This window comes from Pantoea sp. Ae19-2 (genome assembly GCF_059801205.1).
In genome coordinates this window covers 3,582,279-3,607,372 of record NZ_JBCHWE010000001.1, presented here as the reverse complement: position 1 = coordinate 3,607,372, position 25,094 = coordinate 3,582,279, and the positions used below count along the sequence as shown (strand labels likewise).

General features: G+C 54.5%; 19 protein-coding genes. 11 read left to right on the top strand and 8 right to left on the bottom strand.

Features of this window, described 5'->3' with window-relative positions; all coding sequences use genetic code 11:
* Positions 1 to 168 precede the first annotated feature (168 nt).
* Positions 169 to 714, top strand: coding sequence for a YfaZ family outer membrane protein (locus AAIE03_RS16580; protein ID WP_014606929.1), 546 nt, complete (start codon positions 169 to 171; stop codon positions 712 to 714).
* Between the two features lie 67 nt (positions 715 to 781).
* Here AAIE03_RS16580 and actP read toward each other — a convergent pair whose 3' ends face one another.
* The 3 genes from actP to acs all read right to left on the bottom strand — a co-directional run bounded on the left by actP (position 782) and on the right by acs (position 4,848).
* Positions 782 to 2,437, bottom strand: a complete 1,656-nt coding sequence (actP, locus tag AAIE03_RS16575; protein ID WP_013024190.1) for a cation/acetate symporter ActP — start codon at positions 2,435 to 2,437, stop codon at positions 782 to 784.
* Positions 2,434 to 2,763 (bottom strand): DUF485 domain-containing protein, encoded by a 330-nt coding sequence (locus AAIE03_RS16570; RefSeq protein ID WP_014606928.1) that lies wholly within the window; start codon positions 2,761 to 2,763, stop codon positions 2,434 to 2,436. Before AAIE03_RS16570 ends, actP begins: the two co-directional genes overlap by 4 nt.
* 129 nt (positions 2,764 to 2,892) lie before the next feature.
* On the bottom strand, positions 2,893 to 4,848 hold the full coding sequence (gene acs, locus AAIE03_RS16565; protein ID WP_014595075.1) for an acetate--CoA ligase: 1,956 nt from the start codon (positions 4,846 to 4,848) through the stop codon (positions 2,893 to 2,895).
* A gap of 585 nt (positions 4,849 to 5,433) precedes the next feature.
* On the opposite strand from acs, the gene gltP reads away from it, so the two are divergent.
* From gltP to AAIE03_RS16545, 4 genes are all read left to right on the top strand, one after another.
* Complete coding sequence (gene gltP, locus AAIE03_RS16560; RefSeq protein ID WP_014595076.1) at positions 5,434 to 6,735, top strand: glutamate/aspartate:proton symporter GltP; 1,302 nt, start codon at positions 5,434 to 5,436, stop codon at positions 6,733 to 6,735.
* A 150-nt stretch (positions 6,736 to 6,885) separates the two neighbouring features.
* Positions 6,886 to 7,797, top strand: coding sequence for an N-acetylmuramic acid 6-phosphate etherase (gene murQ, locus AAIE03_RS16555; RefSeq protein ID WP_498563091.1), 912 nt, complete (start codon positions 6,886 to 6,888; stop codon positions 7,795 to 7,797).
* Complete coding sequence (gene murP / locus AAIE03_RS16550; protein WP_072137747.1) at positions 7,797 to 9,230, top strand: PTS N-acetylmuramic acid transporter subunit IIBC; 1,434 nt, start codon at positions 7,797 to 7,799, stop codon at positions 9,228 to 9,230. The genes murQ and murP overlap by 1 nt, the downstream gene beginning before the upstream one ends.
* Before the next feature lie 322 nt (positions 9,231 to 9,552).
* On the top strand, positions 9,553 to 11,097 hold the full coding sequence (locus AAIE03_RS16545; protein ID WP_014595079.1) for a methyl-accepting chemotaxis protein: 1,545 nt from the start codon (positions 9,553 to 9,555) through the stop codon (positions 11,095 to 11,097).
* On the opposite strand, the gene AAIE03_RS16540 is transcribed toward AAIE03_RS16545, so the two are convergent.
* A complete protein-coding gene (locus tag AAIE03_RS16540) occupies positions 11,094 to 12,059 on the bottom strand; it encodes an AraC family transcriptional regulator (RefSeq protein ID WP_014595080.1) in 966 nt (321 codons plus the stop codon). The two genes, AAIE03_RS16545 and AAIE03_RS16540, sit on opposite strands and share 4 nt — an antisense overlap.
* A gap of 104 nt (positions 12,060 to 12,163) precedes the next feature.
* Between AAIE03_RS16540 and AAIE03_RS16535 the strand changes: the two genes are divergently transcribed.
* Both AAIE03_RS16535 and AAIE03_RS16530 read left to right on the top strand, forming a co-directional pair.
* Positions 12,164 to 13,351: an MFS transporter gene (locus AAIE03_RS16535; RefSeq protein ID WP_013024197.1), complete on the top strand. Its 1,188-nt coding sequence runs from the start codon at positions 12,164 to 12,166 to the stop codon at positions 13,349 to 13,351.
* 214 nt (positions 13,352 to 13,565) lie between these two features.
* Positions 13,566 to 13,775, top strand: a complete 210-nt coding sequence (locus AAIE03_RS16530) for a YdgH/BhsA/McbA family protein (protein ID WP_014606922.1) — start codon at positions 13,566 to 13,568, stop codon at positions 13,773 to 13,775.
* A 541-nt stretch (positions 13,776 to 14,316) separates the two neighbouring features.
* Here AAIE03_RS16530 and sbmA read toward each other — a convergent pair.
* Positions 14,317 to 15,564: a peptide antibiotic transporter SbmA gene (gene sbmA / locus AAIE03_RS16525; RefSeq protein ID WP_014595081.1), complete on the bottom strand. Its 1,248-nt coding sequence runs from the start codon at positions 15,562 to 15,564 to the stop codon at positions 14,317 to 14,319.
* Between the two features lie 273 nt (positions 15,565 to 15,837).
* Here sbmA and AAIE03_RS16520 point away from each other — a divergent pair, with 273 nt between their 5' ends.
* Genes AAIE03_RS16520 through AAIE03_RS16510 form a run of 3 tightly spaced genes read left to right on the top strand, consistent with a single transcriptional unit; the run spans position 15,838 to position 19,672 of the window.
* Positions 15,838 to 16,563, top strand: a complete 726-nt coding sequence (locus tag AAIE03_RS16520) for a gluconate 2-dehydrogenase subunit 3 family protein (RefSeq protein WP_013024200.1) — start codon at positions 15,838 to 15,840, stop codon at positions 16,561 to 16,563.
* Positions 16,564 to 16,565: 2 nt separating this feature from the next.
* The gene (locus AAIE03_RS16515; RefSeq protein ID WP_013024201.1) at positions 16,566 to 18,350 is read left to right on the top strand and encodes a GMC family oxidoreductase; all 1,785 of its coding nucleotides are present in this window, start codon (positions 16,566 to 16,568) and stop codon (positions 18,348 to 18,350) included.
* Positions 18,351 to 18,361: 11 nt separating this feature from the next.
* Positions 18,362 to 19,672, top strand: coding sequence for a c-type cytochrome (locus AAIE03_RS16510; RefSeq protein ID WP_116584818.1), 1,311 nt, complete (start codon positions 18,362 to 18,364; stop codon positions 19,670 to 19,672).
* A gap of 43 nt (positions 19,673 to 19,715) precedes the next feature.
* On the opposite strand, the gene AAIE03_RS16505 is transcribed toward AAIE03_RS16510, so the two are convergent.
* Complete coding sequence (locus AAIE03_RS16505) at positions 19,716 to 21,125, bottom strand: MFS transporter (RefSeq protein ID WP_174260857.1); 1,410 nt, start codon at positions 21,123 to 21,125, stop codon at positions 19,716 to 19,718.
* A gap of 355 nt (positions 21,126 to 21,480) precedes the next feature.
* On the bottom strand, positions 21,481 to 23,025 hold the full coding sequence (locus AAIE03_RS16500) for a methyl-accepting chemotaxis protein (protein ID WP_174260856.1): 1,545 nt from the start codon (positions 23,023 to 23,025) through the stop codon (positions 21,481 to 21,483).
* A gap of 571 nt (positions 23,026 to 23,596) precedes the next feature.
* Between AAIE03_RS16500 and yjdN the strand changes: the two genes are divergently transcribed.
* Positions 23,597 to 24,034, top strand: coding sequence for a VOC family metalloprotein YjdN (yjdN, locus tag AAIE03_RS16495; protein WP_013024205.1), 438 nt, complete (start codon positions 23,597 to 23,599; stop codon positions 24,032 to 24,034).
* A gap of 87 nt (positions 24,035 to 24,121) precedes the next feature.
* Here the strand turns inward: yjdN and AAIE03_RS16490 are convergent, their stop codons facing one another.
* On the bottom strand, positions 24,122 to 24,988 hold the full coding sequence (locus tag AAIE03_RS16490) for a nucleoside-specific channel-forming protein Tsx (RefSeq protein WP_014595086.1): 867 nt from the start codon (positions 24,986 to 24,988) through the stop codon (positions 24,122 to 24,124).
* Positions 24,989 to 25,094 lie beyond the last annotated feature (106 nt).

The window sequence follows — 25,094 nt, the reverse complement described above, 5'->3', positions numbered from 1 at the left end:
GCCTGAATGCGCCTGTCATCCGCTCTTTTCCGCTTAACTTACAGCGCGTTGTCCGTTTTGGCACAAAATGACATCTCTTTTTACGTAAAGCTTTCCAAATTTAGTTGTCACCTCGTTTCAGACTGCTACCCTTGATGCGGAATTATTTGACCCATCATGGAGAGAATCATGTTTAAGCAACTTGTTACCGGAAGCGCTCTGAGCTTCATTATGCTGAGCGGCGCCGCGCAGGCCATCGAGGGCAGCGTCGATGTTGGCGAGCACAGCACCAACCTGAATGTCGGTTTGGGCACGACCTCACCAGGCCTGTTCCTGAACGGCAACTGGTTGCGTAGCGATCATGACGGCAGCACTTACGGCGCTGGCCTGGGCTACAACGTCGATTTCGGCGATCTGCGACTGGCGCCAACCGCAAAGGCGATTTTTACCCATCCTGAAGACGGGAAAGACGGATTTGCGGTGGCGCTGGGCGGCAGCGCGCAGTACAACTTCAACAGCATGTGGGGCCTGTACGGCCAGTATTATTATGCGCCGGAAGGCCTTACCGATCATCTTGACAGCTACCAGGAAGCGAGCGGCGGTGTGAGCTTTACGCCAGTCTCTCTGCTTAACCTGCGCGTGGGTTATCAGTATATCGAGCTGAATAATAAAGGCGGTCGTAAAGACAACGTCCTGGTCGATGGTCCATACGTGGGTGCATCACTGCGCTTCTGATAGTGGCCTGAGAAAAAGGGCAGGGACCTCGCGGACCCTGCCCTTTTTTTATGCCCGGGAAAAGGGATTAGTGCGCTTTGCCTTGCTCAATACCGGCACCGGTCTGGGAGCGAATAAACTGCGCCCGGAAGCGTGAACGCTCTTCTGCGCCCTGTTGCGAATGATCGGTTACCGAAAACAGCCAGGTGCCCACAAAGGCGATAGTAATAGAGAACAGGGCCGGATATTCATACGGATAGATCGGCGAAGCATGGCCCAACACCTGAACCCAGACGGTAGGGCCAAGAATCATCAGCACCACGGCGGTGATCAGCCCTAACCAGCCGCCGACCATCGCGCCGCGGGTGGTGAGTTTAGACCAGTACATGGAAAGCAGGATAATCGGAAAGTTACAGCTGGCCGCAATCGAGAACGCCAGGCCGACCATAAACGCGATGTTCTGTTTTTCAAACAGAATACCCAGGGCTATCGCCACAACACCGAGCACCAGCACCGTAATTTTCGACACTCGCAGCTCGTCGCGCTCGCTGGCCTGGCCCTTACGGTAAACGCTGGCATACAAATCGTGAGAGACCGCCGAAGCGCCCGCCAGCGTCAAGCCAGCCACCACGGCCAGAATCGTGGCGAATGCCACGGCTGAAATAAAGCCCAGGAAGGTGCTGCCGCCAACCGCATTCGCCAGGTGTACCGCCGCCATATTGGTGCCGCCGATTAACGCGCCGGAGGCATCTTTAAAGGCCGGGTTGGCACCGACCAGCAGTATGGCGCCGAAACCGATAATAAAGGTCAGAAAGTAGAAGTACCCCATAAAACCGGTGGCCCAAAATACGCTTTTACGTGCCTCTTTGGCGTCGGCAACGGTAAAGAAGCGCATCAGAATATGCGGCAATCCCGCCGTACCAAACATCAGCCCCAGCCCCAGCGACAGGGCAGAAATGGGATCTTTAACCAGCCCGCCGGGCTGCATAATGGCCGCGCCTTTCGGGTGGACAGCCATCGCTTCGGTGAACAGCGTATTAAAGCTAAATCCGGTGCTTTTCATTACCATAATGGCCATGAATGAGGCACCAAACAGCAACAGAACGGCTTTGATGATCTGAACCCAGGTCGTCGCCAGCATGCCGCCGAACAGCACGTACATCACCATCAGGATCCCCACCAGGATAACGGCGATATGATAATTGAGGCCGAACAGAAGCTGGATCAGTTTACCTGCCCCAACCATCTGAGCAATCAGATAGAGCGCAACCACCACCAGTGAACCGCAGGCTGACAGGGTGCGTATGGGTTTTTGCTTCAGGCGATACGAGGCAACATCGGCAAAGGTATAGCGCCCCAGATTACGCAGCCGTTCTGCAATCAGAAACAGAATCATCGGCCAGCCGACCAGAAAGCCCAGCGAATAGATTAAGCCGTCATAGCCCGAGGTATACACCAGCGCCGAAATACCCAGAAAAGAGGCGGCGGACATAAAGTCGCCTGCCATGGCCAGCCCATTCTGAAAGCCGGTGATATTTCCGCCTGCGGTGTAGTAATCGCTACGCGAACGCGTTCGCTTCGACGCCCAGTAAGTGATACTCAAGGTGGCGCCGACGAAAATCACAAACATGACGATCGCCTGATAGTTAACAGCCTGTTTCTGTACCGCGCCCGTAATGGCATCGGCGGCCAGAGCAGAAAACGGCAGCAGCGCTGCCAGCATCCACAGCATAAGACGGATCATGGTTTTACCTCGCTGAGGATAGCCTTCGTCAGACGATCAAACTCGCCGTTTGCGCGCCAGACGTACACGCCGGTTAGGACAAAGGAGATGACGATCAGCCCCACGCCGAGCGGAATGCCGCGTGTCACATTGGTGCCGGCATGAAGAGGCGTGCCCAGCCAGCCAGGGGCAAAAGCAATAAGCAGAATAAAGCCGACATACAGCACCAGCATAATTAACGACAGCAGCAGGGCAAAGGACTGGCGCTTGTGTACCAATTCCTGAAAGCGAGGATTACGTTCAATTTGTTGGTAGATCCTTTCCTGTTCGGGCAGGGCATCATTCATCACATTATCTCCAGAAGCATGCAGGCGTGGACCTCACGCAAAAGCGTGAATGAGTTATATTTTTGTGACTACAGAAACACACTACGTAGGGAAGTGGTGGCGGAAAGCCTGATGCTTTCCGCCGGGTTGTTACGGCATGGTGATGGACTGTTTCTCTTCAAGCAGTTTCTCAACGACGCCAGGATCGGCCAGCGTTGACGTATCGCCTAAATTACTGGTATCACCCGCGGCGATTTTCCGCAGGATACGGCGCATGATTTTACCGGAGCGGGTTTTTGGCAGAGAGTCGGTCCAGTGCAGCACATCGGGCGTGGCGATCGGGCCAATTTCTTTGCGTACCCAGTTACGCACGTCGGTGTAAAGCTCTGGTGAGGGCTCCTCGCCGTGATTCAGGGTGATATAGGCGTAAATCGCCTGGCCCTTAATGCTGTGCGGGATCCCCACCACAGCGGCTTCGGCAATTTTAGGGTGGGAAACCAGGGCCGATTCGATTTCTGCCGTGCCCAGACGGTGCCCTGACACATTCAGCACATCATCCACGCGGCCGGTGATCCAGTAATAACCGTCCTCATCCCGTCGCGCGCCGTCACCGCTAAAGTAGGCATTTTTGAAGGTAGAGAAATAGGTTTGTTCGAAACGGTCGTGATCCCCGAACAGCGTTCGGGCCTGGCCAGGCCAGGAGTCAGTGATAACCAGGTTACCTTCGCAGGCTCCTTCCTGAGGATGCCCCTCATTATCGACCAGCGCGGGCTGTACGCCAAAGAAAGGCGTGGTCGCAGAACCGGCCTTAAGCCGCGTTGCGCCGGGTAGCGGGGTGATCATAAACCCCCCGGTTTCGGTCTGCCACCAGGTATCCACTATTGGACACTGGCTGTTGCCGATTTTTTTGTGATACCACTCCCAGGCTTCCGGATTAATCGGCTCACCGACCGAACCCATAATACGCAGGCTGCTACGGTCGGTGCCTTCAATCGCCTTGTCCCCTTCGGCCATCAGCGCGCGGATAGCCGTGGGCGCGGTGTAGAGCAGGGTGACTTTATGCTTATCCACCACCTGCGCCATGCGGGCGGACGTCGGCCAGTTGGGCACGCCTTCAAACATCAGCGTCGTGGCACCGCAGGCCAGCGGGCCATACAGCAGATAGCTGTGGCCGGTAACCCAGCCTACGTCAGCCGTACACCAGTAGATATCGTCCTGATGGTAGTCAAAAACAAACTTAAAGGTGGTCGCAGCGTAAACCAGATAGCCGCCGGTCGTATGCAGCACGCCTTTCGGCTTGCCGGTTGAACCTGAGGTATACAGGATAAACAGCGGATCTTCTGCCTGCATTTCTGCCGCAGAGTGGTTGGTACTGGCGTTCTGCATCAGCTCGTGCCAGTGCCTGTCACGTCCTTCAACCCAACCGACGTCTTTGCCGGTACGTTGAAAGACCACGACGTTTTTCACGCTGTTTACGTTGGGATTTTTTAACGCATCATCCACATTTTTTTTCAGTGGGATCGTACGCCCCGCGCGCACGCCTTCATCGGCTGTCACAATTAAGGCTGCACTGGAGTCGATCACGCGACCTGCCACCGCTTCCGGTGAAAAGCCGCCAAAAATAACCGAATGCACGGCGCCAATGCGCGCGCAGGCCAGCATGGCGACCGCGGCTTCCGGCACCATTGGCATATAAATCGCGACGACATCGCCTTTTTTAACCCCGAGCAGCTCCAGCACGTTGGCAAAGCGACAGACATCGGCGTGAAGCTGACGAAAGGTTATTGTTTTGCTTTCGTTGGCATCATCACCTTCCCAGATGATGGCAGGATGATCGCCCCGGGTTGCCAGGTGACGATCCAGGCAGTTCGCCGCCAGATTGAGCGTGCCGTCCTCATACCAACGAATGGAAATATTGCCAGGCGCAAAAGACGTGTTTTTAACTTTGCTGTAAGGCTTTATCCAGTCAAGGATTTTACCTTGCTCCCCCCAGAATGTTTCTGGATCGGTAACCGATTGCTGGTACATCGCCTGATACTGTTCGGCAGTAATCAGCGCGTTTGCTGCAATATTTTCTGGAACAGGATAGATATGATGTTGGCTCATGGCGAATCTCCTTGAAGATGTTAATCATATGTCAATCAATGGTTAAGTGAAGCCCGACAACGGGTTTTGTTTCTTTTTTGCGCCATAGATCACGCGTTAACCTTGCTGACATAAAAACGTCGTGAATTGGATAAAATCACCCTAACTCCCTGCAAAAAATGGGGATTTAAGTTGCAACATTTTGTGAAGGGCTCTGGTTAAAAAAACAGCGAACGAACCGCGCAGACATTGAGCATTGCCTGAATAGCTATGCGAAAACTTATCGAAGGTTTACTTTTCATAACAGCAGGTTAGGGATTTGCGCCTGTGCCAGCATTTTATGCTTAAGAGATGGTGAAGTTTTAATCGAAGCCTCCAAGGGTTGCATTTACCACAGTGAAAATGGTACTTATCTCGCCCCTGATCATCAGGTATCAACTCAGACCGCGTCTGAAAATGGGTATGGAAATCATCGCATTTCAATGCGGGACGCCGTCTATAAACACCCTCTAATTTACCGGGCTTTTTGCTCACTTCCCTGTGTGTATTGTCTTCTGCACCTTCGCAGTAGAGAGAAACGGGTTTTGACTGAGGAAATTACGCGTTATGAAAGGTTTTAAAATCAGCCTTGCCTGGCAGATTCTGATCGCACTTGTGCTTGGCATCATCGTGGGTGCCGTGTTGCATAATCAGCCAGAAGATCGTGAATGGTTAGTCAATAATATTCTCAGCCCGGCGGGCGATATCTTTATTCATCTGATTAAGATGATTGTCGTGCCCATCGTGATTTCATCCTTGATTGTCGGCATTGCGGGTGTCGGGGATGCGAAAAAGCTGGGACGCATTGGTCTCAAAACCATTTTGTACTTTGAAGTGATTACCACCGTTGCCATTGTTGTTGGTATTACCCTGGCCAACGTGTTTAAGCCCGGCACCGGCATTGATATGTCTACGCTGGCAACGGTGGACATCTCTAAATATGAAGCCACAACCGCTCAGGTGCAGGAAGGCACCCACAGTCTGGTGGCGACCATCCTGTCGCTGATCCCGCAGAACATCTTTGCCTCAATGGCGAAGGGTGAAATGCTGCCGATTATCTTTTTCTCGGTACTTTTTGGGCTGGGACTGTCCGCTCTACCGTCAGAACAGCGCGATCCGCTGGTCAATCTGTTCCGTGGCGTATCAGAAACCATGTTTAAAGTGACGCATATGATTATGCGTTACGCGCCAGTGGGCGTGTTTGCGTTGATCGCCGTGACGATTGCTAACTTTGGCTTCGCGTCGCTGTGGCCGCTCGCGAAGTTGGTGCTGCTGGTATATGTGGCGATCCTCTTCTTTGCCTTTGTGGTGCTGGGAGCGGTCGCGCGTTTCTGCAAGCTACGCATTACGACGCTGATGCGCATTTTAAAAGATGAGCTGATCCTGTCTTACTCAACGTCCAGTTCAGAAACCGTGCTGCCGCGCATCATGGAGAAAATGGAAGCCTATGGCGCGCCCAAAGCGATTACCAGCTTTGTCGTTCCGACCGGCTATTCGTTTAACCTGGATGGATCAACGCTGTATCAGAGCATCGCCGCCATCTTTATTGCTCAGCTGTATGGCATTGATCTGTCGCTGACGGACGAAATTATTCTGGTGCTGACGCTGATGGTCACCTCCAAAGGCATTGCGGGCGTGCCCGGCGTATCCTTTGTTGTGCTGTTGGCAACGCTCGGCAGCGTGGGTATTCCGCTGGAAGGGCTGGCGTTTATTGCGGGCGTGGACCGCATTATGGATATGGCCCGCACCGCGCTCAACGTGGTGGGTAATGCTCTGGCAGTGCTGGTCATTGCGCGCTGGGAAAACCAGTTCGATACAGAACAGGCTAAAGCGTACGAATTACAGTTACGGACGCAAACCGCCAGTTAACAGCGGGTTAGCAAGACAAAGGCTCAACGGTGGTTGGGCCTTTTTTTTACCCCGTTTTTATCACCGCAGAAAAAAACGTGGGCAGAGGATGAATTATTCATTCGTTGTGTTAAAAATATCCAGAATAAATTATTCCTGTGGAGGACGAGTGTGAAAATCGATCTCAGTCAGATGATCACGGAAGGGCGCAATCCGGCCAGCCAGCATATTGATGAAATGAGCACAGAGGCGATGCTGCGGGTCATCAACGAGGAAGACAAAAAAGTCGCTCTGGCCGTGGAGGCGATCGTGCCGGAGATTGCGCGCGCGGTGGAGGCGATCTGCGCGGCGTTCAGCGCAGGGGGACGTCTGATTTACTGCGGTGCCGGGACATCCGGCCGTTTAGGTATTCTTGATGCAAGTGAATGCCCACCAACCTTCGGAACGCCACGTGACCAGGTTATTGGCCTGATTGCTGGGGGCCATCAGGCCATCTTGCAGGCGGTAGAAAACGCAGAAGACAATGTGGAACAGGGCGCTCAGGATCTGAAGGCTATTCACTTTAGCCGCCACGACGTGCTGGTCGGCATCGCTGCCAGTGGACGGACGCCCTACGTATTGAGGGCGCTGGACTATGCCCGGCAGTGCGGTGCCTCCACGATAGCGCTGACCTGTAATCCACACAGCAAAATGGCTCAGGTCGCCGATATCGCCCTGACGCCAGTAGTGGGGCCTGAAGTGGTGACGGGATCATCACGCATGAAAGCCGGAACCGCACAGAAGCTGGTGCTGAATATGCTCACCACCGGAGCGATGATTCGTAGCGGTAAGGTTTACGGCAACCTGATGGTGGATGTTGAAGCCACTAACCAAAAGCTGGTGCAGCGGCAGGTTAACATTGTTATGCAGGCCACTGACTGTGATGAAGCCAGCGCCCGCTCGGCGCTGTCAGCCTGTGGCGGACACTGTAAAACCGCCATCCTCATGGTGTTGGCAGGATTAAATGCCGATGAGGCGATCGCGCTGCTCGCTAAGCACCAGGGCTTTATCCGCAAAGCATTACAGGATTCGGGAGCGCGCTAATGGCAAAAATGACCGATGCACTTCTGCACGATATCGTGCAGGCAGTGGGCGGCGCGGCGAACATCGTCGTATGCGGCAACTGTATGACGCGTTTACGACTGACGCTGAGACACAATCAGGCCGATATTGCCCGGCTGAAACGCCTGCCCGGCGTGCTGGGCGTCATCGACAGCGATGATCAGTTGCAGATAGTGCTCGGTCCTGGTAAGGCACAGACGGCGGCAGAACGGATGCAGGCCATCCTGGCGCAGGCGCAGGGCGATGCCGCGGTATTGCACCAGGTAGCGGCAGAACAGAAACAGCAGATAAAAGCCAGGCAGACTGGCGCGCTGCAGCAGTTCCTGGCACGCTTCGCCACCATTTTTACGCCGCTCATTCCGGGTTTTATTGCCGCAGGTTTACTGCTGGGGTTTGCCACCCTGATTGAGCAAAGCCTGCACCTGAGCACGCCTGGCGGTCATCCAGGCTGGCTGATTCAGGGCGTGGCCTATATGAAAGTGTTCGGCAAAGGGCTGTTTACCTTCCTCAGCATTCTGATTGGCTACAACGCGCAAAAAGCCTTTGGCGGCACGGGCGTAAACGGGGCCATCATCGCCTCGCTGTTTATTCTGGGCTACGTGCCGGATGCCAAAGTCGGCTATTACAGCGGTATGGACAGCTTTTTTGGTCTGGCTATCGATCCGCGCGGTAATATCATCGGGGTGCTGCTGGCGGCCATGTTTGGTGGCTGGCTGGAAAGGCAGCTGCGCACGATCATTCCAGACAATCTGGATATGATTCTCACCTCGCTGCTGACCTTATTGATCACGGGCGCGCTGACATACCTGCTGATTATGCCGGTCGGCGGCGAGCTGTTTAAGGGCATGTCATGGCTCTTTATCCACCTTAATAACAACCCGTTTGGCTGTGCGCTACTGGCCGGACTGTTCCTGATCGCCGTCATGTTTGGCATTCATCAGGGATTTATCCCGGTCTATTTTGCCCTGATGGAAACCCAGGGATTTAACTCACTGTTTCCGATTCTCGCCATGGCGGGTGCCGGTCAGGTCGGTGCCTCGCTGGCGCTCTGGTGCAAAGCGGAAAAGGGCGCGCTGCTGCGTGCCCAGATAAAAGGCGCTATCGTGCCGGGGTTACTGGGCGTGGGGGAACCGCTTATCTACGGAGTAACGCTGCCGCGCCTCAAACCTTTTATTACCGCCTGCTGTGGCGGTGCGGTCGGCGGGTTCTTTATTGGCTTAGTGGCATGGCTGGGGCTGCCGGTGGGCATGAATACCGTATTTGGTCCGTCTGGACTGGTCACGCTGCCGCTGATGACGTCGCATCAGGGGATTTTTGCCGGCATGGCTGTCTATCTGGGGGGATTGATCGTCGCCTGGGTTAGCGGCTTTTTACTGACGTGGTGGTTCGGCACCCGCAATGTCGACCTGCGCTGAATTGATAAATAAAACACGAAGAAAGCCTGTTAAGCAGGTCTGTAAAAAAATAAGGATGGGGAATCTGTTGCATCAAAACGTCCCTAACACTGTCTCGGGCTTACCAGTCTGCGTACTCAACCCGCTACGTTCGCAATGAATGATCGCGGTATAAATACCAAAAGCCGCCCTAAAGCGGCTTTTTAAATGCAACAAATTTGCGCGTAGCACTAAAGAGTCATTACGCAAGTGCCGAAAACATAAAAAAAGGTAATCTTTACCTTTTAACACTCACTCATTAACACTTCTGGTGTAAGTCTGACTGGTACGAGCAAGGACTCCTATGCGCAATAACCAACCTGTTTCCCAGCGTGAATATGTCTATGACGATCATGCCACACTGATGTCAACGACCGACCTGAATAGCTATATCACCTATGCCAACGACGCCTTTATTGAGGCCAGTGGTTTTACCTCTGATGAGGTAAAAGGGCAGCCGCACAATATGGTGCGCCATCCGGATATGCCACCAGAAGCCTTTGCAGATATGTGGGCCACCTTAAAACAGGGTGAACCCTGGACCGCGCTGGTTAAAAACCGGCGTAAAAACGGAGACCATTACTGGGTGCGGGCGAATGCCATTCCGGTGGTGCGTGACGGCAAGGTCCAGGGCTATATGTCCGTACGCACTAAGCCCTCAGCGCAGGAGGTTAAACAGTGTGAAGCGCTGTATCGCGATTTCCGCGAAGGACGCGCAAGGGGCCGCCAGTTTCACAAAGGGCTGATTATACGCAGCGGCTGGCGTCGTCTTGGATCGATATTAAAAACGTTGCCGCTCCGCTGGCGCATTCGCACTGCGTTACTGGCTGTCTTGCCGCTGTCGGTTGCGGGCGTCTGGGCATTGGGCGTTGCGCCACTGGCGCTGGCGGGCTTTACGGCCGGTATGGCCTGCCTGCTGTTGCTGGCCAGCCTGTGGCTCGAACAGCAGATCTCGCGTCCCATCGAGCGCATGTGCAGACAGGCGCTGCGTGTGGCAACCGGTGCCAGCCATCAGGTTGAGCAGATGGATCGCATCGACGAGGTAGGACTGACGCTACGCGCCATTGGACAGCTGGGGCTGATGTTCCGCTGGTTAGTCGATGATGTCAGTGGCCAGGCCATTAATGTGCTGAGTGCCAGTGATGCGATTGCCCGTAGCAATAATGAACTGAGTCGTCGCACCGAGCAGGCGGCGGCCAACGTACAGCAAACGGCCGCGACCATGAACGAAATGACTGCAACGGTAAAAAGTAATACGCAGACCGCACAGGAAGTGAGTTCGCTCTCTGTTAACACCAGTGAAGCGGCAAGCAAGGGCGGCGAGGTCATGAAGGAGATGATGGGAATGATGGCAGAAATCGCTGACAGCTCACAGCGCATTGCCAGTATCACCAGCGTTATCGACAGCATTGCTTTCCAGACCAACATCCTGGCGCTGAACGCGGCGGTAGAGGCGGCCAGAGCGGGTGAACAGGGGAAAGGGTTCGCTGTGGTGGCCGGTGAGGTGCGGAGCCTGGCACAGCGCAGCGCAAAAGCCGCCAGCGAGATTAAAGCGCTGGTTGAAACCAGCGCCAGCCGGGTCAATTCGGGTAACGAGCATGCGGGTGCCGCAGGCCATACCATGCAGGACATTGTGCAGCAGGTCCAGAACGTGACGTCACTGATCGGCCAAATCAGCGCCGCGACAGCAGAACAGTCCACCGCGTTGAGTGAAGTGAGCACGGCGGTGGAAGATCTGGACGATATTACCCATCAAAACGCCGCCCGCGTTCAGGAAAGCGCAGAAGCCTCAGGGCGCATGACGCATCAGGCTAACCGGCTGGTTGAAGCGATCAGCGTGTTTCGCTAAGACGCGACCGCCTGCGTGCCTGTATAGCCGGCACGCAGTGCACCGGGTGACTGGCCGATTATTCGTTTAAAGGCCCGGCTAAAAGCGGCCAGTGAACCATAGCCCAAATCGAAAGCGACCGTTTCCAGCGCCTCACCATGGTCGGCGATGCGTTTAACCGCCAGTCGCATGCGCAATTCGGTCAGGTAGCGCAGCGGCGTCATACCGGTGGCATGAAGAAAGCGTTCGGCAAATACCGAGCGTGAGCTACCGGCTTCGCGCGCTAAACGTTCTACCGTCCAGTTCTCGCCCGGAGAACGGTGCATGGCGGCAATGGCCTCACTCAGGCGCGGATCGCGCATCGCTTGCACCAGCCCGCTACTTTGCCCACAGCCATTTTCTACCCAGCCACGCACCACCAGGGCCGCAACCACATCCGCCAGACGCGAAAGAATCCCGGCGTGACCCGCGTGTCGGGTACGTGATTCACGCTCCATCGCCTCCAGCATTGGGCGAATCTCCGGGTAGTGTGACAGCAGCGTACTGACCAGCATGACGTCCGGCATCGTGTTGATCAGCGGCTGCATGCCGCCCAGTTCAAATGCCATGCTGGCGCTGAATAACAGGACGCTGTGGTCATCTTCACAGGCATCCGCCGGTGCCGTAATGGCACAGATACTGTCACAGATCGGTTTGCTCGCCATCGCGTCAATGCACTGACAGTCGGCATCCTCACTGGAGAGCAGGCTGTGCGGCTTACCGTGAGGGATCAGCAGGGCATCGCCACTGTTCAGCGTGAAAAGCGCGCCGGATGCGCCACGCACCAGCAGCGTACCGCGCCCGACAAAATGAAACTGGGCCCGTCCCGGAGAATCATTAAAGCGCAGGCCAAAAGGGGCGCTGACGGCAATGCGCTGGTAGTTAACGCCATACAGGCGCATGCCCATTAGCAACTCACTGGTCAACTCATCGTAACGGCTCATCACAGAAATCCAGACGAATTATCAAAAATGACGGTGTAACCATCATAGATCGTCTTGCTCATCCCCTCTATGCTCAGCACTACTTTTTTTTCCGGAGAAGCAACATGAGTCTCAACACTGAAGTGGCTGATGAGGTTTCCATACCCACTCAGCCAGCGTGGGGCGCCGTCTTTGCGATGTCGTTTGGCGTATTTAGCCTGATTACCGCCGAGTTTTTACCTATTAGTTTGCTGACGCCGATAGCGCGCAGCCTGAACGTTTCGGAAGGTCTGGCGGGGCAGACAGTGACCGTCACGGCCCTGATTGCGCTTCTCACCAGTCTGACGGTAGGCAGCCTGGTCCGACGCATCGATCGCCGGGTGGTGATGCTGGCCTTCTCATTACTGCTCATCGTTTCCGCATTGATGGTGGCACTGGCCGCCAATCTGACCGTCATTTTGCTGGCGCGCGTCCTGCTGGGGGTGGCCATTGGTGGCTTCTGGACGTTGTCTACCGCTATTACCATGCGGCTGGTGCCCGCCGATCAGGTCCCTCGCGCACTCTCCATCGTGTTTAGTGGTATCTCACTGGCGACCATTATTGCGACCCCGCTGGGCAGTTATCTGGGCGGGCTGGTAGGCTGGCGAGCGATCTTCCTGTTTACGGCGGGCCTGGGCGCGACTTCCCTGCTCTGGCAGTTTTTCACCCTTCCCGCCATGCCTGCCGAAGGCAACGCGCGCAGCGGCGGTGTGCTGGCGTTGTTACGGATAAATGTCATGCGCTGGGGAATGCTGGCGGTGATCATGATGTTTACTGCCCACTTTGCTTTTTTCACCTATCTGCGACCGTTTCTGGAAAGCGTGGCGCGGCTTGACCTCAGCCAGCTGTCTCTGGTGCTGCTGGCATTTGGCATCGCTAACTTTGTGGGTACGTATCTGGCCGGTTATCTGGTGACACGTAGCGTATCACTGACGCTGAGCGGAATGGCCCTGCTGATGGGCGCGACGGCCCTGATGCTGGTGAGTTTTGGCCATACTGGCTGGCTGGTTGCAGGCGGTGTCGCGATCTGGGGCCTGGCGTTTGGTTCGATGCCGACGGGCTGGTCCACGTGGATTTCTCGTGCAGTGCCAGACGATGCTGAATCGGGCGGTGGGTTACTGGTGGCAACCATTCAGTTAGCGATTACGGTGGGCGCGGCGGCGGGAGGCTGGATGTTTGACTTACGCGGTGCAGGCGGCGTTTTCCTTGCCAGTAGCGCGCTGATGCTGGTGGCGGCAGTAACGATCTTTTCCCGCGTCAGGCATCACGGTTAATGAGACTCATGGCAGCGATATATGCTGCCTTTTTATTGCGGTCTGGTTTTTTAACCTTTTGTGTTTTAACAGGGCTAAACGTGCTTTTCAATTTCAGTTTTATTGAACAACTTAAGCAAAACCCTCTGCTTTTTTCTGATCAATATTCGGCCTATTATGTTTTCACACAAGGCAAAACGCCTTAAATAAACTGAAAATGACCGAGGAAATTATCATGAAAACTATCAAAACTTTTGCTGCTGTTATCGCCCTTGCCGTTCTTCCTGTTGCAGGCTTCGCGCAAACTGTGACAGCGACCGGTTCTACTCTGGACAGCACCGAAGCGAAAATTGCTGCGCAGGCGCAAGAAGCTGGTGCTTCCTATAAAATCACCGAAGCTAACACCAATAACGGCGTGCACATGACCGCTGAACTGCTGAAATAATGCTTGAAGTTGTGTGCTGACAGGACGCCTAAGGGCGTCCTGGCGGCGTTTGTGGATGCCCGCCGTTTCATCTTTTCCCTTCCAGGTTCCCCATCAGACTCCTTTGTTATTCGCCACTAAGCCTGTCAGCTGTGCAGACGCTTGCCTGATTTTTGGGCGCGATAACGTGCAGGCTTCTCCGCTGCGGCCGCGATTTCACGCGAAAGACGATTTGCTGCCATTAATAGCCAGGTGCAAGACAGGCTGGCCTCGGACGATCCCTGATGCAGCAAGACGGTAAGACCACGTAAGCCTGGTCGGACGACAGCCGATGGCAAAGTCCATCACGGGCTAAGGGAAGCAGAGCCTGGGCAGAAGGGGAAGACGTAAACCGCATCAGTAACCGGTTTACCGGTCTGCTGCGCTCAGCAAGTCGCCAGGTTCTGCTTGTCAGTCTGGATTGCGTGAAGCGCGGCCAACAATCCTGGCAGGCACCGACTCATGACTCTGGATTCGCGATAATTTGCCTGCGGCATGAGGCTGCCGCAGGCGAAGAGCCTGGTTATGACACGTCTTCAGAGGCGTCACGCATCATCTCACCGTGCGGCACGTCATCCAGAATCTGCTCAAAGCTGCGCAGACGTTTATAGATAGACATCAGCTCAACCAGCGTCGACCATGAGGTGATCAGGTACTGGAACGAGCTGCGGACCTGATCGAAAACGTTGGTTATCTGGTTAAGCAAACCCAGCGTTATCGTTCCGGCGACAATGGACGGGAACAACAGAAACAGTCCAAAGACGTTATCGACCTGAAGATAAAGAATGCGGCTGATGTTGAAGTAGAGATAGTGAAAATACAGACGGAAATAGTTAACCCGCACGTTGTTGAACAGCACTTTTACCGTGGGTGGTGTGGCACGGTCGGCGTTGTCTTCGCCGTAAACCAGCTCTTTACGATAAGCAGCTTCAACCCGTTGATTACGAAATTCGAGACCGGGGAGCTTAATCCCGACCAGCGCCAGCAGACCGGTACCGAACAGCGACCAGAGAACCGCAGCAATCACCAGCGCGTAAGGGAGATTCCCCAGAATCGGAATGTTTTCGACATGATGTGACAGGGCGATCAACACCGGCAGAAACGCCACCAGGGTCATAATGGCCTGGATAAAGTTCACGCCCCAGCTTTCCAGCGTTGTGGCAAAACGCATGGTATCTTCCTGCACACGCTGAGCCGCGCCTTCAACGTGGCGTAAGCGCTGCCAGTGGTGCATATAATAATTGTTCATTGCGGTACGCCAGCGGAATACCCAATGGCTGATGAAAAAAGCATTCATCACGCCAATAACGACCGCAATTAAGGCAATGCCCAAAAAGGCCATCACCTGAGCATAAAATTCGTTGATTTGAACCGAGCCGGCTTTCGTCAGCGCTTTTTGGATCAAATCATAAAAAGGGCCATACCAGGCGTTTACGGCAACGCCAACCTGCACACCAAACCAGGTGACAAAAATAATCAGTGCCGAACCCCATACCGACCAGCGTTGCCACGGATGGTTGTCAGTTAGTCGCCAGGCTATCGCGAAAATTGCCACCATCAGCCAGTAATAGGCATAAAACCACAACTCACCCGGCGCAATAAACCGCATTACCGTCGTGGGCAAGGGCTGCTTGATGGCGGCCTGAAAAGCAGGCCAAAAATGGGCCGGTAAATCGCTGGCAAAGCCAAACCAGCCAAAAATCGCCAGTAAACTCCAAAGGGCGGCCGAGCTGAAAAACAGTCCCGGTCGCGGGAAGAAAGACTTAAACATAGGTACTCCGCTGTTGTGTAATCGCTTTTATAACGTTTAAACGGCTATCTGTCTGTAGCCTGTTGTTTCTGAACATGACATCGACAAAATATATGTTAATGAAATTGTGCTTTTTTGTTTCCTTAAACTAAATGTTTATTGGCAATGGTGTTACACTTATATTCACTGTTACCGGTAACAGTTCGTTGTACCCGAAATCCGCAGATAAAAACCACTACAACGCACTCACTTCTCTTTTTCGTACCGCAGTTGATGCGGTGATGAGGCAATGTCATGTCAGACCAGAAAAAAGGTCATTCACGCAGGGATTTTTTGCTGAAGACCATCACCCTGGCGCCCGCAGTGGCGGTAGGCAGTAGCGCACTTGGTGCATTTTCTGCGCCCGTTCAGGCGGCAGCGCCCGCCGCACCCCAGTCTGCCCGAGATTATCAGCCTACCTGGTTTACCGCCGAGGAATTTGCCTTTATCAAGGCGGCCGTTGCGCGCCTGATTCCTGCTGATGAACGCGGCCCCGGCGCGCTGGAAGCAGGCGTGCCTGAGTTTATCGATCGTCAGATGAATACGCCTTACGCCACCGGAGCGAACTGGTATATGCAGGGGCCTTTCAATCCCGACGTCCCTAAAGAAATGGGCTATCAGCTGCCGCTGGTGCCGCAACAGATCTACCGTCTCGGTCTGGCTGATGCCGATCATTACAGTCAGCAGCAGCACGGTAAGGTGTTTGCCCAACTCGACGCCGGGCAGCAGGACGCATTATTACAGGACATGGAGAGCGGCAAAGCCGGTTTCCGTCAGCTGCCCGCCAACGTGTTTTTCTCATACTTACTGCAGAACACCCGCGAAGGCTTCTTTAGCGATCCCATCCACGGCGGCAATCAGGGCATGGTGGGCTGGAAGCTCATCAACTTCCCTGGCGCACGCGCCGACTTTATGGACTGGGTAGAGCGCGGTGAACGCTATCCGTTCCCGTCAGTGTCGATTCGTGGAGAGAGAAGCTGAGCATGGCAAATGAATTAAAGAAAGTGGATGCCGTGATTGTCGGCTTTGGCTGGGCGGGCGCCATTATGGCCAAAGAGCTGACCGAAGCAGGTCTGAACGTGCTGGCGCTGGAGCGCGGTCCACATCGTGATACCTATCCGGATGGTTCTTACCCGCAGTCGATTGATGAGCTGACCTACAACGTTCGCAAAAAGCTGTTTCAGGACCTGTCTAAGAGCACCGTCACCATTCGGCACGACGCCTCACAAACGGCCGTGCCTTACCGCCAACTGGCGGCCTTCCTGCCCGGTACCGGTACCGGCGGCGCCGGGCTGCACTGGTCGGGTGTCCATTTCCGGGTTGATCCCGTAGAGCTGAAGCTGCGTAGCCACTATGAGGCGCGCTACGGCAAAAACTTTATTCCTGAAGGCATGACCATTCAGGACTTTGGCGTGGACTACCAGGAGCTGGAGCCGTTTTTTGATAAAGCTGAAAAGGTGTTTGGCACCTCCGGTAGTGCCTGGAGTATTCAGGGCAAGGTCGTCGGCAAAGACAAAGGCGGTAACCCCTTTGCGCCCGATCGCTCTGACAACTTTCCACTGCCCGCGCAAAAGCGTACCTGGTCGGCTCAGCTGTTTGCCCAGGCCGCCGAGTCCGTAGGTTATCACCCTTACGATCTGCCGTCGGCGAACACCTCTGGTCCCTATACCAATACTTACGGCGCCCAGATGGGGCCGTGCAACTTCTGCGGCTACTGCAGCGGCTACGCCTGTTATATGTATTCCAAGGCATCGCCGAATGTGAATATTTTGCCTGCGCTGCGTCAGGAGCCAAAGTTTGAGCTGCGTAACAATTCTTACGTGCTGCGCGTCAACCTCACGGGTGATAAGCAGCGTGCGACCGGTGTCACCTATGTCGATGCGCAGGGCCGTGAGCAGGTGCAACCGGCGGATCTGGTCATTCTGTCTGCCTTTCAGTTCCATAACGTCCATTTGATGCTGTTGTCCGGCATTGGTAAACCTTACAACCCGATCACCAACGAAGGTACGGTAGGGCGCAACTTCGCCTATCAAAACCTGTCGACGTTGAAAGCGCTGTTCGATAAAAACACCACCACCAATCCCTTCATCGGTGCTGGCGGTGCAGGCGTCGCCGTGGATGATTTCAATGCCGACAATTTCGATCATGGTCCGCACGGCTTTGTTGGCGGGTCGCCGTTCTGGGTGAACCAGGCGGGCACCAAACCGATCTCGGGGCTCCCCACGCCGACCGGCACGCCAAACTGGGGCAGTCAGTGGAAAGCCGCCGTGGCGGACACCTACACGCACCACCTTTCCATGGATGCTCACGGTGCGCACCAGTCTTACCGCGCTAACTATCTGGACCTGGACCCGAACTACAAAGATGCCTACGGCCAGCCGTTGCTGCGCATGACGTTCGACTGGCAGGACAACGACATCAAAATGGCGCAGTTCATGGTGGGGAAAATGCATAAAATCGCCGAAGCCATGAATCCTAAAATGATCATTGGCGGGGCGAAGAAGCCTGGTACGCATTTTGACACGACCGTGTATCAGACAACCCACATCAGCGGCGGCGCGATTATGGGTGAAGATCCCAATACCAGTGCGGTGAACCGTTATCTGCAAAGCTGGGATGTGCCGAATGTCTTCGTTCCCGGCGCTTCAGCGTTTCCGCAGGGGCTGGGATATAACCCCACCGGCATGGTCGCCGCACTGACCTACTGGTCGGCGAAAGCGATTCGGGAACAGTATCTGAAGAATCCGGGTCCCCTGGTGCAGGCATAAGGAAGATGGTGATGAAAAACGGTATTTTAGCCCTGGTGTTGGGCAGCCTCGCCTTCGCCGCCCTGGCGGATGACAGCACGGCGGATCGGGTTAAACGCGGTGAATATCTGGCGCGCGCGGGCGACTGTGTAGCCTGCCACAGCAGTGAAGGCGGCAAGCCCTTTGCAGGGGGATTGCCGATGGCCACGCCGATTGGCACGATCTACTCCACCAATATCACGCCGGATAAATCGACCGGTATTGGTGACTACAGCTACGACGACTTTCAGAAAGCCGTGCGGCACGGTATCGCGAAAAACGGCGATACGCTCTATCCCGCTATGCCTTATCCGTCTTATGCCGTGGTCAGCGATGAAGACATGCAGGCGCTGTATGCCTACTTCATGCACGGAGTTGCCCCGGTCAGTCAGGCCAACAAAGAGAGTGATATTCCCTGGCCCCTGTCAATGCGCTGGCCGCTGGCGATCTGGCGCAACCTGTTTGCACCGGATGTAAAGGCGTTCCAGCCTGCAGAGCAGGAGGATGCGACGCTGGCGCGCGGCCGTTACCTGGTAGAAGGTCTGGGCCACTGCGGTGCCTGCCATACGCCGCGTAGTTTTACCCTGCAGGAAAAGGCGTTAACCAATGCCGGGGGAACGGATTATCTGGCGGGCAGCAGTGCGCCGGTTGACGGCTGGACCGCAAGCAATCTGCGCGGAGATAACCGCGATGGCCTGGGCCGCTGGAGTGAAGATGACCTGCGCCAGTTCCTGCGCTATGGGCGTAACGACCACACGGCGGCATTTGGCGGCATGGTGGACGTTGTCGACCACAGCCTGCAGCACCTGACGGATGAAGACATCACGGCCATCGCCCGCTATCTGAAGTCGCTGGGTGCCAAAGATCCGCATCAGGTGGCGTTTAGCGTGGATGACGCGACGGCCAAAGCCTTATGGAAGGGCGACGACAGTCAGACGGGCGCCGCGACCTATGTGGACAGCTGCGCAGCCTGCCATAAAACCGATGGCAGCGGCTATAAACGCTTCTATCCTGCGCTGCGGGGCAATCCTGTGGTGATGGCAGACGATCCGACCTCGCTGATTCACATCGTGCTGGTTGGTGGCGAACTGCGTGGAGTAAAAGGCGCGCCTTCAACCATCACTATGCCGGCATTTGGCTGGCGTCTGAACGATCAGCAGGTCGCGGACGTGGTGAACTTTATTCGTCGCAGCTGGGGCAACAATGCGGCGGATAACGTGACGGCGAAGCAGGTGGCTGCCCTGCGTGAAGAGTTCAAAGATCGTCAGGGCAATGCAGATATTAAGGTGTTAGAAGGGAAGTAAACCTCAGTGTTTCAGCCTTCCCCGCAGGGGGAAGGCTGAATGTTCAGATGTGTTCCAGCCTGATACCGCGCGTCTTAGGCCCGAAAACGCCCACCGACAGCATCACCATCAGCATACTCAGCACGATAAACGCGATAACGCCATGCGTGCCGGCGTACTGTAAAATCACACCGATCAAAAGACTGCTGAATGCGGTTGATAACCGGCTGAACGAGTAGCAGAAACCCACTGCCCGTGCGCGGATGTGCGTGGGGAAAATCTCGGTCTGATAGGCATGATAGCTGCAGGTCAGCCAGGCATTCGAGAAGGTGATCAGGAAACCGCAAATAATCAGCAGTACCGGGTTGGTTTGCAGGGCAAACAGCGTACCGAATACCACCGTCATGAGCGAAGAGAGAACGATTTGCCATTTGTTTTCGAGCTGGCTGGTAAAACTGCCACAAATCAGCGATCCAATCGGGTAGGCAAGCGTGATAAAAAACGCATACAGCAGGCTGTGGGTGATCGACGTTCCCTGACCGGACAGCAATGCCGGCAGCCAGTTACCAAAACCATAAAAACCAATCGCCTGAAAGAAGTTCATGACCACCAACATAAGCGTGCGCTTGCGATAGCGGGCTGACCAGATCTCCCGAAAGCGGCTCTTCTCCGGTTTCTTGTCTGAGACGGACGGCTTCGTCAACGGCAGGCCCGGGGCGATGCCGCACCGTTTTTCCATTTTCGCCATCACCTGATGGGCCTCATCGACGCGCCCCTGCTGCACCAGCCAGCGAGCGGACTCTGGCAGGTTTTTGCGCACAAACCAGATCACCAGTGAACAGACCGCACCGGCAATCACCACCCAGCGCCAGCCTTCCAGCCCAAGGATATTTTGCGGCATCAGCCACCACGACATGAGCGCGACGGCAGGCACCGACAGGAACTGGATATAAAATGAAAAGGCAAAAGCCCGGTTACGCAGGTGAGTGGGCACCCATTCACTCAAATAAGTATCAATGGTGACCAATTCTACGCCCAGCCCAATCCCCACCAGAAAGCGGCACAGGATCACCATCTCCGCGCTGTGCTGAAAAGCCATGAGCAGTGAAAATACGCCGTACCAGGCCAGGGCACAGATAAAGGTCAGTCGACGACCAAAGCGGTCGGCAAGGGGCGTGAGCAGGCTGGCGCCAACAAACAGCCCCAGGAAGGTAGCGGAAGCAAACGCAGCCTGATCGGTAATGCCCAGTATCCCGGCACTGCCCGCGTGAAAGATACCGGCCGCCAGCAAGCCAGTGCTGATATACCCGGTTTCAAACAGATCGTAAAGCTCAAAGAACCCGCCCAGCGCCAGCAGCGAGATAAAGCGCCATAAACCGACAGAAGAAGGTAGCGCATCAATGCGCTCAGCTAAGCTGGTGTTGGCCGACGATGCCGCCGTCGGTGCTATCCCTGTGATGAAGGCTGGTGTCATGTAAGGTGAACCTCATGTCAGGATGATTGCCATTCCCGCTACAGGCCGTGATGTGTTTTGAAAGCGTTGCCCATTCGCGAGCCGTGAAGCAGCAGAATAATCAATTACCTGATTCTTGCCGACAGGAATAGTGATGAATTTTTAGCAACGCATATTGCAGTATTGACTGGGACGGTTTTTAGGGCAGAACGTCAGGCGGCCGAGGTAAAGGCACAAGAGCCGGTCAGGGCACAAAGGCGCGGTCAGCCGTCACCACGATTGGCGGGCCGGTAAAGGCCAGGCACTCACAGGCTGACGCCGCGCCGCACAGAGTCTGTTTCCCGCTCAGGCCTGATCACCCGAGCGGGAATCCGTTTTAGACGCCAGACAGGCGGAAAGCAGAAACGGAGTGGGTCAGGTGCTGAGCCTGCTCTTCCAGCGAAGCAGCCGCGGCGGCCGACTCCTGGACCAGCGCGGCGTTTTGCTGCGTCACACCATCCATCTCAGTGACCGCCTTTTCAATCTGGCTGATACCGTGATGCTGCTCATCGGACGCGGTTGAAATGTGGTCCATCAGCTCGTTCACCCGGCTCACCGAGGAAATAATCGCATTCATCGCCTCGCCCGTGCGGCTGACCTGATCAGAACCCACGCGAATCGTCGCGACCGATTCGGCAATCAGCCCTTCAATTTCTTTCGCCGCCACGGCGCTGCGTTGCGCGAGATTACGCACTTCACCGGCGACAACGGCAAAACCCCGGCCTTGCTCACCGGCGCGCGCCGCTTCGACGGCGGCGTTCAGCGCCAGAATATTGGTTTGAAAAGCAATGCTGTTAATAACGCTGGTAATATCCTCGATCTTCTTCGAACTTTCATTAATTTTGGCCATTGAGACGATAACCTGCTGAGAAACCTTCTCGCCGGTTTCTGCGTTCTGTACCGCTTCGTTAGCCAGACGGCAGGCTTCAAACACGTTGTCCGTGTTCTGTTTAACGGTTGTCCCTAACTGCTCCATGCTGGCCGCCGTTTCCGTTAGCGCCGCAGCTTGCTGCTCGGTACGGGACGCCAGATCGATATTACCGCTGGCAATTTCCTGTGAAGCACAGGACACCGCGTGGGTTGAGTGGCGCACCCGGATAATAATGTCCGTCAGAGACGTCCGCATTTGCTCCATCGAGCTCATCAGTTGCTGAATTTCGCTCTTCGAGCCGATTTTGACCGGCACCGGGTGATCGAGCACGCCTGCTGCAATCTCGCTGCAGTGCGCTTTTGCGTTATTGAGCGGCGATAAGATATAGCGTCTGACAAAGATCAGTATCGCAATGATGATGGCCAGGAATAACAAGCCAAACACGATGAGCAGCGTGATCCCGGATGAAAAGTTGCCCTGGGCGTCAGTATTCAGTTTCTTCGCATAAGCCTCGTGTTGGGCCAGCACCTGATCCAGCACGATTTCATACTGCCGGTCGAGGCGGACTACGTTGGCAATTTGATTTTTAAAGCGCTGCTGATCGCGTGCTTCGGCCGCTTCAATCAAGGGTTGAATTCCCTGATCGCGATAAGCCAGATAGGCCTGACGATAGCGGTCTGCATCGGCCTCTTCACCCGGAATGCGTGGCGCACTCAGATAAGCCTGAAAGGCAGCATCGGCTTTAGCCGCGACGCTTTTCACGCTGTCCAGAGAATAGCCGCCCTGCGGGCCGTCGTTCTCAATTTCTTTCATGTATTCCATCAGCCGTACGCGTAACGTTCGGCTGTGGTTGATAGGATCGATAACTGATAACACTACGCGGATTTCTTTATTAACCGCATTTAACGACGCGTTGCTCCGGGCCAGTAACCAGATGCTGACCGATATGCTGATAAGAAAAAGAATTAACAGGAACGACAAAACCAGTAGTGAAGATTTTTTTAACGACATTACGCAGTCCTGAATAGGGGATTATGGACTGATATATCGGCATCAGGAGGGTAAATATTTAGTGGGAACGTGCTGAAATTAATAAACAATAAGGTGGGTAAAAGATGAGCGAAATAATGAACCAGATGATTCAATATTATTACCTGATGATCTTTTCTGCCGGTTCGGTTATTTCGCCCTTTACGTTAGATAACCTGGGTTTTAGGGCCAGACAGATTTAACAAAGCCCGAACGATCGGCGCGTGCACAGGAACACTGCTGGCGATAAACAGCACGGCGCAAGAGGTGATGTATCGTAACGCGTTATAAACTGGCCTTTTATTTCATCATTCAACGGTCATGCTTTGTTATTATTGCCATGACAATAATATCTGACAGGAAATCACGCTTTTATTGTTGTCAGGTCTGGTCCTGTTTTATTTGTAAAATCAGCAGAGAAAAGGCTGACCTACGTCAGGTAAATAATCCGAATGATGAATCTTTATCCGGTTATCGTCGTCAACCCTGACCTGTCGTCTACACTTATTACATCGTTATAAGGAAGTCTCTACTCACCGGTATCGAGGTAATAATGCAAGTATGTCCCTATTTGTTTCTCTATGGTCGCTGTGAAGAAGCGATAGAATTCTATTTGCAGGCAACGGGTGGAAAACTGCTGCAAAAAATGACGTTTGGCGATATGCCGGAGCAGGGTGAACAGGTGGGCGATCGGTCCGCTCCGCCGTTGCCCCCTGAGAAAATTATGCATGCGCACCTCCGCATTGGTCAGGGTGAGCTGATGATGAGTGATGGCAATCCCCATCAGCCTCCGGCCTCAGAACACGCGGGCTATGCCGTGAGTCTGGCAACCAATGATGCAGAGCAGGGTAAGGCATGGTTTGAAAAGCTGTCTGCAGGCGGGAAAGTCACTACGCCATGGCAGGAGACGTTCTGGTCTAACGGCTTCGCCATGTTTATCGATAAATTCAATATTCCATGGCGCATCAACGTGGTAAAACCCGACGCGTAATACGCTGCAGTCTGTAAAGACGCGAGGCCTTCCTCATGGGAAGGCCTCAACGTTTGCCGCCACCTCTTTTTTGCGGTGCGACAGCAATCAGAAGTTATAGCCAGCGACCAGGTAGTAACCCCAGCCCGTGGACTTGATTTCAGACGCGCTTTCACCAAATCCTAACTCCTGACCCGCTCCCCACTGACCGCCGTTATGAAAATAACGGGCGACGGCCGAGAAGTGCCAGTGATCGTAACCCAGCGACAGGATATGGCTGGAGGCGATTGAATTGCTGGTGCGAATCGGGCCACTCTTTTCGCGTAAGTCTGAACCCCAGTCGAAGTTGGTAAAGCCTACATAGCCAAGGTTACCGCCCCACAGGGTGGTGATCGGCACAAAATATTTCACTTTGAAGCGATAGCCATCCCAGCTGTTTTCATTCGCTGCACCGTAGTTTTCCCACTGGTATTTGGCATAGACGTTAAGCGACAGACCGATATCGCTGTGCGTATCGATGTCGGTGCCCAGGCCCATATACCAGGTATTCTGACGGTTGGCGCTGTTGCGGCCCATATCGTAGATATAGTTGTTCGCGAAGTACCACTCTTTAAACGGACCAAAGGCCAGGCTGGTGCCGGTCAGTTTATCAATGGAGAAACGCGGCTCAATTTCCATGAACAGCGGCGAACCGTGGTCGAAAATGCCGTTAGCATTGCTGTTGCCCACGCCAAAGAAGTTCGGCAGATCAACGTAGCCGTAAAAATCAAACCAGTCTTTTTTCGCAAACGCTTCATATTCCAGATAGACGTCATTATTGAACTGCGGTCCGAAGCGAGTGTGGTAACTGCCCACCACGTTTACGCTCTGATGCCACCAGTCGGAAACGTACTGGGGAGCATTGTCAGCAGCCTGCACTGCACCGTTTAAGGAACCTGCCAGCAGGGCGCCTGCCATTAACGTTTTAAATTTCATTATATTTTGACCACTGGTTTTTATGCGCAAGACAATCGTTTGCGCGCTGTTTGGAAATCAATCCCAAAGGTTGGGCAGTAATGTACTCAGGCCGCCTGTTTTAGTT